The 13,394-nt window shown below is 61.3% G+C and carries 12 protein-coding genes; 5 read left to right on the forward strand and 7 right to left on the reverse strand.

What is annotated here, in order from left to right:
- Positions 1–28 precede the first annotated feature (28 nt).
- The gene (locus tag ACSQ3F_RS00270; RefSeq protein WP_436101995.1) at positions 29–892 is read left to right on the forward strand and encodes a VOC family protein; all 864 of its coding nucleotides are present in this window, start codon (positions 29–31) and stop codon (positions 890–892) included.
- 163 nt (positions 893–1,055) lie between these two features.
- Here ACSQ3F_RS00270 and ACSQ3F_RS00275 read toward each other — a convergent pair whose 3' ends face one another.
- The 4 genes from ACSQ3F_RS00275 to cmoA all read right to left on the reverse strand — a co-directional run bounded on the left by ACSQ3F_RS00275 (position 1,056) and on the right by cmoA (position 4,538).
- On the reverse strand, positions 1,056–2,318 hold the full coding sequence (locus ACSQ3F_RS00275) for an RNA polymerase sigma factor (RefSeq protein WP_436098367.1): 1,263 nt from the start codon (positions 2,316–2,318) through the stop codon (positions 1,056–1,058).
- A 60-nt stretch (positions 2,319–2,378) separates the two neighbouring features.
- Positions 2,379–2,801, reverse strand: coding sequence for a YciI family protein (locus tag ACSQ3F_RS00280; RefSeq protein WP_436098368.1), 423 nt, complete (start codon positions 2,799–2,801; stop codon positions 2,379–2,381).
- A 217-nt stretch (positions 2,802–3,018) separates the two neighbouring features.
- Entirely contained in the window at positions 3,019–3,753 is a 735-nt protein-coding gene (locus tag ACSQ3F_RS00285; RefSeq protein ID WP_436098369.1) for a methyltransferase family protein, read from the reverse strand.
- A 23-nt stretch (positions 3,754–3,776) separates the two neighbouring features.
- Positions 3,777–4,538: a carboxy-S-adenosyl-L-methionine synthase CmoA gene (gene cmoA / locus ACSQ3F_RS00290; RefSeq protein ID WP_436098370.1), complete on the reverse strand. Its 762-nt coding sequence runs from the start codon at positions 4,536–4,538 to the stop codon at positions 3,777–3,779.
- Positions 4,539–4,815: 277 nt separating this feature from the next.
- Between cmoA and ACSQ3F_RS00295 the strand changes: the two genes are divergently transcribed.
- The gene (locus ACSQ3F_RS00295) at positions 4,816–4,980 is read left to right on the forward strand and encodes a hypothetical protein (protein ID WP_436098371.1); all 165 of its coding nucleotides are present in this window, start codon (positions 4,816–4,818) and stop codon (positions 4,978–4,980) included.
- Here ACSQ3F_RS00295 and ACSQ3F_RS00300 read toward each other — a convergent pair.
- The 3 genes from ACSQ3F_RS00300 to ACSQ3F_RS00310 all read right to left on the reverse strand — a co-directional run bounded on the left by ACSQ3F_RS00300 (position 4,977) and on the right by ACSQ3F_RS00310 (position 8,747).
- Positions 4,977–5,801: a nickel-binding protein gene (locus tag ACSQ3F_RS00300; RefSeq protein WP_436098372.1), complete on the reverse strand. Its 825-nt coding sequence runs from the start codon at positions 5,799–5,801 to the stop codon at positions 4,977–4,979. The genes ACSQ3F_RS00295 and ACSQ3F_RS00300 overlap by 4 nt on opposite strands.
- A gap of 177 nt (positions 5,802–5,978) precedes the next feature.
- Positions 5,979–7,892 (reverse strand): methyl-accepting chemotaxis protein, encoded by a 1,914-nt coding sequence (locus ACSQ3F_RS00305; RefSeq protein ID WP_436098373.1) that lies wholly within the window; start codon positions 7,890–7,892, stop codon positions 5,979–5,981.
- Between the two features lie 375 nt (positions 7,893–8,267).
- Complete coding sequence (locus tag ACSQ3F_RS00310) at positions 8,268–8,747, reverse strand: VOC family protein (RefSeq protein WP_436098374.1); 480 nt, start codon at positions 8,745–8,747, stop codon at positions 8,268–8,270.
- A 156-nt stretch (positions 8,748–8,903) separates the two neighbouring features.
- Between ACSQ3F_RS00310 and ACSQ3F_RS00315 the strand changes: the two genes are divergently transcribed.
- The 3 genes from ACSQ3F_RS00315 to ACSQ3F_RS00325 all read left to right on the forward strand — a co-directional run bounded on the left by ACSQ3F_RS00315 (position 8,904) and on the right by ACSQ3F_RS00325 (position 13,259).
- Positions 8,904–10,997 carry a S9 family peptidase gene (locus ACSQ3F_RS00315; protein ID WP_436098375.1) on the forward strand — a complete coding sequence of 698 codons (2,094 nt, stop codon included), beginning with the start codon at positions 8,904–8,906 and terminating at the stop codon, positions 10,995–10,997.
- Positions 10,998–11,198: 201 nt separating this feature from the next.
- Positions 11,199–11,726: a DUF1697 domain-containing protein gene (locus ACSQ3F_RS00320; RefSeq protein ID WP_436098376.1), complete on the forward strand. Its 528-nt coding sequence runs from the start codon at positions 11,199–11,201 to the stop codon at positions 11,724–11,726.
- Between the two features lie 210 nt (positions 11,727–11,936).
- Positions 11,937–13,259, forward strand: a complete 1,323-nt coding sequence (locus tag ACSQ3F_RS00325) for a pilus assembly protein TadG-related protein (RefSeq protein ID WP_436098377.1) — start codon at positions 11,937–11,939, stop codon at positions 13,257–13,259.
- The last annotated feature ends 135 nt before the right edge of the window (positions 13,260–13,394 follow it).

Below are 13,394 nucleotides of genomic sequence, written 5' to 3' on the forward strand. Positions count from 1 at the left end.
GACCACGGCCAAGGCAGAAAGCACGACGATGACAGAGCAAGCCGCCACACACGCAGTCCGCATGCCGGCCTATATCGATCACTCGCATCTGGTGGTGCGCGATCTGCCGATGGTGTCGTCGTGGTATCAGCAGATCATGGGCCTGACGCCGATGGACAAGACGGCGAGCGGCGAGACGCTCGGCGTTGCCGGACGGCCGCTTCTGACGCTGACGACCGAGGGCAATGCCGCTGTTGCGCCGCGCAATGCGCCCGGCCTCTTCCACACGGCCTTCCTCGTCCCGGATCGCACCGAGCTTGGCCGCTGGCTGGCCCATATCGCCCATAACAACGTGCCGCTGCAGGGCGCATCCGACCATCTGGTGAGCGAGGCGATCTATCTCGGCGACCCGGAAGGCAACGGCATCGAGGTCTATCGCGACCGGCCGCGCGAGGAATGGAACTATATCGAGGACGGCATGGTGAAGATGGCGACGCTGCCGCTCGACCTGCAGGCGCTCTACGACGAGGCGCCGAAGGACAAGTGGGACGGCATGGCGGACGGGACGGCGATCGGCCATATCCACCTGCAGGTGTCGGATATTCCGCAGGCCAACGCCTTCTTCCGCGACGTGCTCGGGCTCGACCTGATGGCCACCTATCCCGGCGCCAGCTTCTTCGCCTCGGGCAAGTATCACCACCATGTCGGCGCCAATATCTGGAATTCACGCGGCGCGCCGAAGCGGCAGGGCAACATGACCGGCCTTGCCGACTACACCGTGCATTTCAACGATCCGGCCAAGCTGCAGGCGGCGATCGCCAAGCTCGACGAGTTGGAAATTCCGGTGACACGCAACGGCGCCACCGTTTCACTGGTCGACCCATGGGGCATCGGGCTGAAGCTGGTGGGGTGAATGCAAAGGACTGAGCAGACGCGTTCCCGGTGCTATGCCGTGGCGAGATGCCAGCAGTTTGCTGGCAATGGCTATCTTGCAACCCCTCATTGAACTGACGCCAAAATCTGCGACGTGACTTCAACCCGTGAACTTGAGCGAGTTCACCAGATAGCGCGTTGGATCAGCCGCCGCAGGCCGCCGCCCGTCCAAGGAGGAAGGCTCGTTCGCGCTCGTTGCGGGTGAGCGCGGCTGCGCGCTCGAACGCGGCCCTGGCTTCGGTCAGCCGGCCGGCCCGGAACAGGAAGTCCCCCTTCGCGGCCGGCATCGGGGCGTAGTCGCGCAAGGTCCCTGCCCGCTCGATCTCGCCCACGAGCGCCAGACCTGCCTGCGGCCCGAAGGCCATGCTGTGGGCCACGGCCCGATTGAGATCGACGACCGGTGACGGCATCACCTCACGCAGCGTGTCGTAGAGCGCGGCGATCCTCTGCCAGTCGGTCTCCTCCGCCTTGCGCGCCCTTGCGTGGCAGGCGGCGAGTGCTGCCTGCAGGGCGTAGGGTCCGTTCGCGCCACCGAGCGCATCGGCGCGTTCGAGGGCAGCGAGGCCCCGGTGGATCAGGAGTTGGTCCCAGCGGGCGCGGTTCTGTTCGGTCAGGGGAACGAGCGAGCCGTCCGGCGCCGTCCGGGCGTTGAGACGCGAGGCCTGGATTTCCATCAGCGCAAGCAGACCGAAGACCTCGGGCTCCTCGGGCGCCAGGCCGGCGAGGATGCGGCCGAGGCGCTGGGCCTCGGCGCACAGAGCCGGACGGATCAGGTCTTCGCCGGCGGTGGCAGCATAACCCTCGTTGAAGATCAGGTAGATGACCTCGAGCACCGAGGCGAGGCGTTCCCTTCGGTCCGGCCCGCGCGGCACTTCATAAGTCAGGCCGGCCCTGCCGAGCGTCTTCTTGGCCCGGACGATGCGCTGGGCGATGGTCGCTTCATTCGAGAGGAAGGCACGGGCGATCTCGTCCGTCGTCAGCCCGCCGATCAGGCGCAACGTGAGGGCCGCGCGCGCCTCCGGGGACAGCACCGGGTGGCAGGCGGTGAAGATCAGGCCCAGCAGTTCGTCGCCAAGGTCGTCATCCATGGCCGCCTCGATGTCCGCGACAGGGTCGACACTTTCGTTCTCAAGGTCCCGGCCGATCTCGGCATGCTTGCGCGCCAGCATCTTTTTGCGGCGGAAGCCGTCGATGGCGCGGCGCTTGGCAGCGGCCATCAGCCAGGCGCCGGGATTTCTCGGAACCCCGGTCTTCGGCCATTCCGAGAGGGCCGTCACGAGGGCGTCCTGGGCCAGGTCCTCGGCCAAACCGACGTCCCGCACCATTCGGGCCAGGCCCGCGATGAGCCTGGCCTGTTCGATCCGGAAGATCGTCTCGATCGTTTGATGGGTTTCGACCGCCGCCATGCTTCCCGCTTAAGGGAGGTGCGAGGGCCACGTCAAGCGGCAGTGGCGACGGATGAGGTGTCAACGGCCGGCCGTCTTTTCGCGGAGCCGCTCCTCCTGCTCGGCGAGCTCCGGCGTCAGGGCATCGCCGAAGTCGGCGGCTTCGAACACCTGGCGGATCTCGATCTCGCTCGGACCCAGCATCGGATTGGGGCAGCGCCTGACCCACTCCACCGCCTCGGCCATATCCTTGACCTCCCAGAGCCAGAAGCCGGCGACCAGTTCGCGGGTCTCGGCGAACGGGCCATCGATGACGGTGCGGCCCGGCCCGTCGAACGCGACGCGCTTGCCCTTGACCGAAGGGTGCAGCCCCTCGCCGGCCATCATGATGCCGGCGTTGACCAATTCCTCGTTGTACTTGCCCATGGCTTCAAGAAGCTCGGTCGTGGGCATGATCCCCGCTTCGCTTTCCTTCGTCGCCTTCACCATAACCATGACGCGCATCGTCTTTTCTCCTCTGATGATGGAAGCCACAATGGCCTTCCTGATCATACGACGAACGCGTGACGGGAAAATCGACATGCCGCCAAAACTTTTTTCAAGAAAAGCGGCGACGCAGCCGCAACAGCTGCAGCCGGCGTGAAGGATCATTGCCGTCGTGCAAGGAATGCGGTTACCGATGGGGCGGTCGGCTCCAGGTCGTAGAAGCCCAAACCTCTGTTCAAACCGTTTTCTTTTCGCTGAAAACGCCGCGTTTCTTCAGCTGGCTGATGAACGCGGTGGCGATGCCGGTCAGAACAATGAGAGTTGCGAGGATGGACACATACCGGGCGTCGGCAGTCGGAACCGAGCCCGCCACGTGCTCGTAAATTTCTGCCAGCAGCAAGCTGATCAGTGCGGCCGACGCGGTTGAATAATCCTTGGCAATAACCCGCTTGAAATTGAAATCCATGCCCTCAGTGGCCTGGGAAAACTTGCCGAAGCGCGGAAGCCAGCGCGGGACATCGGAGCAGTAGGCCTTGTAGCCTTCCCCGAACTTTCCCTTAAGGAACGCCTCCTCGGCGTAGACGATGCATTGGTACATGAAGCAGAACAACAGGATACCGACGACCGTCACCACCGGGTTGCCATGCATGAGGAAGACCGCGCTGTAGATCAGGACGTTGCCGACGTACAACGGATTGCGGCAGATGCTGAACATGCCTTCGGTGACAAGATTTTTGGCGTAGACCTTCTTATTCAGGCCGCCCCGCTGGATGTACGCATAGCCGATGACGATCGCACGGAACGCCAGCCCGGAAAATGCGATAAGCCATGCGACCATGTCCTTGGCATTTTCGAGCTGCTTGCTGCCAAACATTTCCGTTTCCGGCGCGGCGGAGAGAAAGAGCGCGACGATAATGACGGGGAATAGCTGGTTTCGATACCGGAACAGAAAGTTGCCGATGGAGATCATCAAGGATTTCATTTTTTTCTCAGCTATTTGACCGCGATGATGCCGCAGAAGTTGTACCAGCGGAAAAACACCTCGATGTGCTTGAATCCTGTTTCCCGGAGAAGCTGGATATTCTCTTCCAGTCGATAGGGGATGAGGACATTTTCCAGCGCTTCCCGTTTCTTGGATATCTCGATCTCCGAATATCCGTTTCGCCGCTTGAAATCGTAATAATGCTGGATGAACAGGCGGTTGAAGGTCGTGTCCTCGCTCGTCAGCTTTTCGATCAGGACCACGCAACCCTGTTCATTCAAGCCGGAGTAGATCATCTTCATCATTCGCTCGCGGTAGAGCGGACGAATGAACTGAAGCGTCAGCAGCATCGTAACGACGCTGGCATTCTCCATATACAGGCCCTTGTGCAAATCGGCCGTCTGCAGCTCGATCGGCCTTTGCGTACCGGTCTGGGCGATCTTCTGCCGTGCCTTCTCAAGCATATCGGGGGCGTTGTCGACGCCAATGAACGTGACGCTGGGATCCAGAACAGGATCGAGGGCCAGCAGCGTCGTCGCAGTCGAGCAGCCGATATCGTACAAGTTGGTATTGGGCTTGGCAAAATCCAGCGCCAGTTCGCAGACCATCCGCTGCATTTCTTCGTAGTGCGGCACCGAGCGGCTGACCATGTCGTCAAACACGTCAGCCACCTTGGCATTGAAGGAAAAATCGCCGACCGGTGGCTCGTCCTGACTGAAGACGGTGTCTTTCCGCTCAGTTTCGAGGACGATATGCAGTGCTTTCTTCTTCATGTTGTCCACTCTGTCTCGACATATTGGCGCGGCCGCCTGGCCGCACAAATGACGGAAAGGACACCACAAAGCTGACACCCACCTGAACGTATCCTCTGATGTCGGGGCTACAGCGCCGCGCGTCTTTTCAGACGCGCAAAGGTCTCTGTAAGACTTTGACATGCTGCATATTTTTATCCTTAAGTCGATCCCGATTTAAGGAATTATGTGGTAGGCGGAGACACCGACAACGAGCCCTCATCGAGCACGCAGCCGTGCGCCGAAGCGGCAGGGCGACATGACCGGCCTTGCGGACGACACCGTGCATTTCAACGATCCGGCCAAGCTGCAGGCGGCGATCGCCAAGCGTGATGAAATGGAAACTCCGGTGACGCGCAATGGCGCCACCGTCTCGGTGGTCGATCCCCTGGGGCATCGGGCTGAAGCGCGCGGCACAGGCTAGACGCCGGTATCAGCCCAGTCGCATCGGAAGGCCAGCATGGGCTTCGAAAATCCCTTCAGCCGCCGGCGTGTCGCGTGAGCGAAGAGATCGGCGGGGCCGTACTCCCGAAAAATGTTTTCCGACACCAGGATCTGGTCGCCGGAGGCCACAGCGCACAATCGTGCTGCAAGTTGCACCGTAGAGCCGAACAGGTCGTGGCTGTCCTCGATGGGCTCGCCGCAATCCAGCCCGATGCGAATATGAATAGGCTCGGCGTTGCCGCAGTTGTAACGTTTGAATTCCTGCTGGATCGCCCTTGCGCAATCGACGGCTGCGGCTGTCGAGGCAAACGTCGCCATGATGCCGTCGCCGGTGTGCTTCACCTCGCGGCCCGAGGCGTGTCCGACACATCTGCGCACAATAGAGTCATGCGCCCTGACCAGTTCGGTCGCCATGCGGTCGCCGAGGCGCGATGTCATCGCGGTCGAGCCGACGATGTCGGTGAACAGGATTGCCCGGTGGCCGCAATCCATTTCGGCCGAAGTTTGTCCAGGCGCCATCTCGGGGTCTTGAATTCGGCCGAGAAACGCCTCGACCGCCGACAATGCGACCTCGACAACCTCGCCGGCGATGAAGCCGTGCGCCTCGCGGTGCACGCATTGAGCGGTTTCGGCGTCGGGCGCGTCCACTAGGCAAAACGCGGTTCCGCGCCGCTGGTCGAACCAGTAGGTCAGGAACTTAACCCCATACCGGTCCTGAATCTCGATATCCTTGCGATGCGCCTCGGCGGCGTCGGCGGCTGTGATCCCCGCGAGATCATGCCGGTCCATGAAGATAGTCATTTGCGCCTCCTGCCTACAGGAAGGCTTCATTCTACGACCTGGATGCAGCCCGGTCCACCTTTCGGACGGTTTGTGAGGCCGGTGCTTGCCGCTTTCCAGCGCGGCGATGCAAAATGCGTGAGGGGGAGGACACAGGTCGTCCTCCCCTCACCTTTCCGTTTACGTGCTCGCCGCCGCTCAGGCCGCGTAACGGGTGCGCTGCTGTGGCTGCGATGCGCGATTTGCTTCTTCGAGCTTGAAGCGGGCAAGCAGGGTCTGCAGCTGGCGGCTCTCTTCGGCAAGTGTTTCGCTCGCCGCCGTCGTCTCCTCGACCATGGCGGCGTTTTTCTGCGTCATCTGGTCCATGTGGTTGACGGAGGTGTTGATTTCGGCAAGCGCCGTTGACTGTTCGCGCGCCGCGGTCGCGATGCTGTCCACATGGTCGTTGACGCGCAGGACGAGCTTCTCGATCTCCAGCAGCGCATCGCCCGTTGCCCGCACCAGCGAGACGCCACCTTCGACTTCCGAGGCAGAGGCGCTGATCAGCGTCTTGATCTCCTTGGCGGCATTGGCCGAGCGCTGCGCCAGTTCGCGCACTTCCTGGGCGACGACGGCGAAACCGCGTCCCGCCTCGCCGGCGCGGGCCGCCTCGACGCCCGCATTGAGTGCCAGAAGGTTGGTCTGGAAGGCGATCTCGTCGATGACGCCGATGATCTGGCTGATGCGGCTCGAGGAGCCCTCGATGCGGCTCATGGCGCTGACGGCGCTGCGGACGATCTCGCCCGACTTGCCGGCGCTCTCCTTGGTTGCGCGCACCATGTCGCGGGCTTCGTTGGCGCGCGAGGAGGAGGCGCGGACGGTGGCGGTGATCTCGTCGAGGGCTGCGGCGGTTTCCTCAAGCGCTGCGGCCTGCTGCTCTGTGCGCTTGGAGAGATCGTTGGCGGCCGAGCTCAGTTCGGCGGAGCTTTCCTTGATCGTGCCGGCAGCCCCGCGCACATTATGCATGGTCGAGCGTAGCGTCACCATCGTCGCATTGACGTTCTGCTGCAATTCGGCGAAGGCACCCTGGAACCGCCCTTCCATGCTCTGCGACAGATCGGCATCGGCAAGAGCGGCGATGACGCGGCGCACTTCGGCGACGGCGTCGTCGATGCTGTCGACCAGTTCGTTGACGCTGCCGGCGAAGCGGTTGAGGTCGTCGTTCTGGTAATCTTTGCCGATACGGCCGGTGAAATCGCCGGCAACGGCGGAAGCGACGACGGCGCTGATGCTCGACTGCAGATCGCTGCTCAGCGCATGAAGGGCTGCCTCCTGCGCCTTCATATCGCGCATCGCCAGCGCATTGCGGCGGAAGACTTCGACGGCGCGGGCCATTTCGCCGATCTCGTCCTTGCGGGTGGCGTCGGTGCCGGTGTCGTCGAGATTGCCTTCGGCAAGGCCACTCATCGCGGCCGTGATGGCGCGAACCGGTGCCGAGATGCCGCGGCGGGCGACGAGAAGGCTGACGACCGCTCCGAAGATGATGCAGGCCGCGGCCGACGCGAGTGCGATGACAAACGCGATCGACGAGGACTGGAGAGCGTCGGCACGGGCCGTGGCAAGCGCTTCGCCGGAATAGGTGCTGTATGCCTTGACCGCGCTGGTGACCGTCTTTTGCGCGGCGAGCGCCTTGCCGAGCCCGGCCTTGATCGCAGCAGCATCCTCACCGTTCTTCTCGGCGATATCGACCATGGCGCGGATTTCGCCGAAATAGGTTTCGAGCGTCGAGCGGATCGTCTGCAGCTGCTTGAGTTCGGTCTGGTCGGCGGCCGCTTCGATCTTCGGCAGGCGCTCGAGCATTTCCTTGGAGCGCTTTTCCGTTTCGGCGCGGAAATCGGCCGCCTTTTCAGGCTGGGCGGCGAGCTGGTAGGTCATGCGGCTGATGGCGATGATATCGACGCGCAGGTCCATCGCCTCGCGGGCGACCTCCTCCTTGTTGCCGACGGACACCATGGCCTGCTCCAGCGCAAAGATTCCCCTTGCGCCGACAAAGGCGATGACCAGCGAAGAGAGCCCCATGACGAACACGACGAGGCCGATCTTCTGGAGAATGGAAAGATTGCGAAAGGTCATGGCTGAACTCCGGCAGGGCCGATGGCCCGCTAGTTGAACGAAAAAGGGAGGTTCAAGGCATGATGCCTCTGGCAAAGCGCACGGGAAAACGACATCGCGCCCTGAGGCCCAATCTGAAGGAATTGCGCTAACGTACGGTTAAAGCTTTCCTATGTGAAATCGCCGCCTACGCTCTACTTACGAACGGTCACGGTCCACAAGGGCTCTGAGAATACCCCCCTCTGTCACTTCGTGACATCTCCTCCTCAAGGGGGAGATTGGCGTGGGGCCAGCCTCTTGCTCCAATCTCCCCCCTTGAGGGGGAGATGCCCGACAGGGCGGAGGGGGGTGGCCGCTGTCGGGCACGGTGACGCGTTATGCCGCGCGCGCAAAAGACTATCCCACCTCGCCGCGAAACGCCGCTTCGAGCGCGGCCGCGTCGAGCTTGACCATGTCGAGCATGGCCGTCATGGCACGCGCGGCTGCCTTCCTGTCGCTGCTGGCGATGAACTCGGTGAGGTTCTTGGGAACGATCTGCCAGTGCACGCCCCAGCGGTCCTTCAGCCAGCCACATTGCACGGGCTGACCGCCGTCGAGCAGCGCATCCCACAGCCTGTCGACTTCGGCCTGATCGGCACAGGTGACCGAGATCGACATGGCATGCGTATATTCGGCCGGCTCGAAACCGTTCAGCCCCATGAAGGATTTGCCGTCCAGCGTGAAGTCCACCGTCATCACGTCGCCGGTCCGGGCGTTTCGACTATCGATCGGATAGCGCGTAATCCGGTCGACCCGGGCGTCCGGAAAAAGCGACACATAGAAATTGGCGGCCTCCTCGGCCTCGTCCACATACCACAGGCAAGTCGCGATGCTCATCTGATCCTCCATTCGCCATGAACGCGATACTGCGCAACGGCCAACGAGCGAATTTGTTCAGGCGGTCTGCGTAATGTCCGGAGCTTTTTCCTTGAACCTTGCGCACCCGGCCTCTATCTCCGATATACACCCCTCGCATTTTTCCCGGAGACATCCTTGTCCATTTTCAAGAACCTGCCCGCCGCTCCCGTTGCTCCGAAGAAACCGGTGACGGATACCCGCCACGGCATCACCCGGACGGACGACTATGCCTGGCTGCGCGCCGACAACTGGCAGGCGATGTTCAAGGACCCCTCGATCCTCGACCCGGAGATCCGCAAACACCTGGAAGCCGAGAACGCCTATATGAAGGCGGCGATGGCCGATACCGAGACGCTGCAGAAGACGCTGTTTGCCGAGATGAAGGGCCGTATCAAGGAAGACGATAGTTCCGTGCCGATGAAGGACGGGCCATTTGCCTATGGCACCTTCTTCGTCACCGGCGGCGAGCAGCCGCGCTATTTCCGCATCCCCCGCGATGGCGGGACACGCACCGTCCTGCTCGACGGGGACAAGGAAGGCGACGGCAAGGCCTATTTCCGCCTCGCCGGCATCGACCACTCAACCGACCACAGCCGCGGCCTCTGGGGCTATGACGACAAGGGCTCGGAATATTACACGCTGCGCGTCCGCGATCTCGCAACCGGCGAGGACCTCACCGACGTCATCGAAAACACCGGCGGCGGCGGCGCCTGGGCGCCGGATGGCAAGAGCTTCTTCTATACCGTTCTCGACGACAACCACCGGCCGTCGAAGATCTTCCATCATATCCTCGGCACGCCGCAGAGCGACGACCGGCTGGTCTACGAGGAGGAGGATCCGGGCTTCTTCATGGGCGTCGGCGGCTCGATGCTCGACGATTTCATCTACATCGACATTCACGACCACGAGACCAGCGAATACTGGCTGCTGCCGACATCGGACCTGACGGGCAAGCCGCAACTGGTATCGGCGCGCGAAACCGGTCTCGAATATTCGCTGACCGAGGGCGGTGATGTCTTCTACATCCTGACCAATGCCGACGGCGCCAAGGATTTCAAGATCATGCAGACGCCGGTTGACAAACCTGGGCGTCAAAACTGGACCGACGTCGTGCCGCATACGCCGGGCCGACTGATCATCAGCCACATGGCCTTTGCCCGCCATCTCGTCTGGCTGGAGCGGGAAAACGGGTTGCCGCAGATCAAGATCCGCGACCGCAAGACCGGTGAGGAACATGCGATCGCCTTTGCCGAGGAAGCCTATTCGCTCGGCCTCTCCGGTGCCGGCGAATACGACACCGACGTCATCCGCTTCTCCTACTCCTCGATGACGACGCCGAGCCAGCTCTACGACTACAACATGGCAACGCGCGAACGCACGCTCCTGAAGACGCAGGAAGTGCCTTCCGGCCATAATCCGGACGACTACGTCACCCGCCGCGTCATGGCGCCATCCTTCGACGGCGTCGAGGTTCCGGTGACGCTGCTCTACCGCAAGGATGTGGCCCTCGACGGCTCGGCGCCCTGCCTGCTCTATGGTTACGGCGCCTACGGCATCAGCATTCCAGCGGGTTTCAACACCAACTGCCTGTCGCTCGCCGATCGTGGCTTCGTCTTTGCCATCGCCCATATCCGCGGCGGCAAGGACAAGGGATTCCAGTGGTACGAAGACGGCAAGATGGGGAAGAAGACCAACACCTTCAAGGACTTCATCGCCGCGGCCGACTATCTTAATCAACAGAAGTTCACCTCCTACTTAAACATCGTCGCCGAGGGCGGCTCGGCCGGCGGCATGCTGATGGGCGCAATCGCCAACATGGCACCGGAGAAGTTCAGGGGCGTGATCGCCGCCGTCCCCTTCGTGGATGTGCTCAACACCATGCTCGACGACACGCTGCCGCTCACCCCGCCGGAATGGCCGGAATGGGGCAACCCGATCGAGAGCAAGACGGCCTACGAGCGCATGGCGGCCTATTCGCCCTACGACAATGTTTCGGAAAAGCCCTACCCCGCCATCCTCGCGCTCGGCGGCCTGACCGATCCGCGCGTGACCTATTGGGAACCGGCCAAATGGGTGGCGAAGCTGCGCGAAAAAACCACCGGCTCCGCGCCGATCCTGATGAAGACCAACATGGACGCGGGCCACGGCGGCGCCTCGGGGCGGTTCCAGCGGCTAGAGGAGATCGCGTTTGAATATGCCTTTGCGATCAAGGTGGCGGGGAAGATGTAAGGGCGGCAGGCTCAACTTCTGCTACAGCGCCGCGCGTCTTTCAGACGCGAAAAGGTCGCTGTAACACTTTGATCTGCTGCATAATTTTGTCCTTTGATCGTTTCCGATCCAAGGAATTATGCAGTAGCATGAGGCTGCTCTTCGCGTTCATGACAGCTCATTCTCCCCGTGGCCTGCGGGGAGAATAGATGGAGAGATCAAATGCCTGTCCATATCGCTCTTCTGCGCGCCGTCAATGTCGGCGGAACCGGCAAGTTGGCCATGAGCGACCTGAAGACGCTTTGCGAGAAGGCCGGTTTCTCGGACGTGAAAACCTATATCCAGAGCGGCAATGTGCTCTTCCGCTCCGAGCTTTCCACCGCGGACAGCGCGAAGGCTCTGGATGAGGCGCTCGCCGAATTCATGGGCAAGGCACCGGGTGTGATGGTGCGCAGCCGCAGCCAACTGGAAGCGATCGCCGAGAACAATCCCTTCCCGGATGCCAAACCGAACTACCTGATGGTCAACTTCCTGCCAGAGGCGGCGCCTGCCAATGCCCTCGACAAACTCGTCGCGCCGGATGGCGAAGAGGTGCATGCCGCGGGCCATGAAATCTACGTGCATTATCCGAACGGCTCGGGCCGCTCGAAACTGAAACTGCCGGCGCTGAAGCATGCAACATCGCGCAATCTCAACACGGTGCGGAAACTGGCAGAGCTTGCAGCGGATATGGAAAGCACCGGCGGTTGAGAGACGATGTTGTCCCGGCGTCCGGGTCTCAGGCGCTGCGGAACCAGATGGGAAATTGCAGTGCCTGCCCGGCAACAGACGATGGAAGGCGAAATCCGCAAAGAAGCGTTTGAGAAACCCCATAAAATCTTAATGGTTTCTTTCATCTTTCTAACATTAGAGATCAGTAACATTCCTCCCTAATTGCCAGTCCATATAGAGGGGGTAGCTATGCGGCGGCCATTCAAAGCGTACATCGATCATTTCCTTGGTGACGAATCGGGTAATTTTTCCACTCTGACCGCCATTGCATTCGTTCCGGTCATCGGAGCCGCTGCTGTGGTGATTGACCTTGGAGCCGCATACATCGAGGCAACGAAACTGCAAGCGGCGCTTGACAGCGCGGCCCTTTCGGCAGTCCGATCCTTCGGGGAAGGTTCCAGCGAAGACGAAACGACCAAGGAAGCGAGCGACATCTTCTTTGGCAATTTCACTGTTCCGGCAAATTCCGAGCCGCTGCCCGAGGAAGACAACTTGTCGAGTTTCAGCTTGACGCTCGTTGACGGCGCGCTCGAGGATACGGCAACGGCGGCGTACGGCTTCAACTACAAACCAATGTTCCTGGAGCGGCTTCCCTTCGAAATCAGCAAGCGCGCCATTGCGGCCCGGGTGCCTGGAATAGAGGCATGCATTCTTGCCCTGCACCCGACGAAATACAGATCATTCGAAGTCAGCGGCAGTGCGGCCATCGATATGAGCGGCTGTACCATCACGGCGAACTCCACCGACGCAGAGGCGATCTATGTCGGCGGCTCGGGCAGCCTGAAAGCTGAATGTCTCTATTCTTCCGGAGGCATATCGATCGATCCCAATGCGGTACAACTGGCCTGTCCCGATCCGCATGAGAAATCGCCAAGGGTTCCGGATCCCTTCAAGAACAAGAAACTCCCGGTTACCGCCCCGTGGGTCGACCTTTCCGGTTGCGGTCAAAACTTCGTCGATGGCGGTGGCGGCAATGGAAATTGCAATGGAACCGGAAAGACGCCGAACGGCAACAACGCCGGTTACGTCGTCACTTTGAAGCCGGGGACCTATGGAAGCCTCGAACTCAAGGGGGCGATCAATCTCGAGCCAGGTTCATACATCATCGACGGCGGTTCTCTGCAGTTGACCAGCCAATCGGTGGTGACCGGTCACGGCGTCACGTTTTTCCTGGTGAACGACGCCAGCCTCGTAATTCACGGCGGCGCCACGTTCGATATCTCGCCATCACTCTCGGGAGACTGGGCCGGCTTTTCGATCGTGGCAGAGCATGGAAACACGGAACCAGCCGTGATCAACGGCAACAGCTCGTCCTCGCTGACCGGGATCGTTTACATGCCGGATACGCAAGAAATCCAGTATTCCGGAAACGGAGCCACGGGCGGAGAATGCATTCGCCTGGTCGCGCAGGAGATCACCCTGACCGGAAACAGCTATTTTAAAATGGATTGCGATCCGGAGCTGGCAAACACGACAATCAACAACCCCGGCGCGATCCGTCTTGTGCAATGACGACGGCGCGACAATGCCAGCCTCTCGGTATCGAGGGGCTGGACCCGATGCATAACCTCGGCGTGAGGCCAACGCTCAAGCCCTGAACATTCAGGGACACCGGCATGATCCCATCGAACAGCGGCGGAAAACCAA

Origin of the sequence: Pararhizobium sp. LjRoot238, from assembly GCF_964252955.1 — a bacterium.
GTDB lineage: Bacteria > Pseudomonadota > Alphaproteobacteria > Rhizobiales > Rhizobiaceae > Pararhizobium.

What these genes read in the sequence shown, in the direction of transcription:
- ACSQ3F_RS00300 (WP_436098372.1), bottom strand. Translation starts at nt 5,801, where the DNA reads ATGACTATCTTCATGGACCGGCATGATCTCGCGGGGATCACAGCCGCC.
- ACSQ3F_RS00275 (WP_436098367.1), bottom strand. Translation starts at nt 2,318, where the DNA reads ATGGCGGCGGTCGAAACCCATCAAACGATCGAGACGATCTTCCGGATC.
- ACSQ3F_RS00295 (WP_436098371.1), top strand. Translation starts at nt 4,816, where the DNA reads ATGACCGGCCTTGCGGACGACACCGTGCATTTCAACGATCCGGCCAAG.
- ACSQ3F_RS00305 (WP_436098373.1), bottom strand. Translation starts at nt 7,892, where the DNA reads ATGACCTTTCGCAATCTTTCCATTCTCCAGAAGATCGGCCTCGTCGTG.
- ACSQ3F_RS00280 (WP_436098368.1), bottom strand. Translation starts at nt 2,801, where the DNA reads ATGCGCGTCATGGTTATGGTGAAGGCGACGAAGGAAAGCGAAGCGGGG.
- ACSQ3F_RS00270 (WP_436101995.1), top strand. Translation starts at nt 29, where the DNA reads ATGACAGAGCAAGCCGCCACACACGCAGTCCGCATGCCGGCCTATATC.
- ACSQ3F_RS00320 (WP_436098376.1), top strand. Translation starts at nt 11,199, where the DNA reads ATGCCTGTCCATATCGCTCTTCTGCGCGCCGTCAATGTCGGCGGAACC.
- cmoA (WP_436098370.1), bottom strand. Translation starts at nt 4,538, where the DNA reads ATGAAGAAGAAAGCACTGCATATCGTCCTCGAAACTGAGCGGAAAGAC.
- ACSQ3F_RS00285 (WP_436098369.1), bottom strand. Translation starts at nt 3,753, where the DNA reads ATGATCTCCATCGGCAACTTTCTGTTCCGGTATCGAAACCAGCTATTC.
- ACSQ3F_RS00310 (WP_436098374.1), bottom strand. Translation starts at nt 8,747, where the DNA reads ATGAGCATCGCGACTTGCCTGTGGTATGTGGACGAGGCCGAGGAGGCC.
- ACSQ3F_RS00325 (WP_436098377.1), top strand. Translation starts at nt 11,937, where the DNA reads ATGCGGCGGCCATTCAAAGCGTACATCGATCATTTCCTTGGTGACGAA.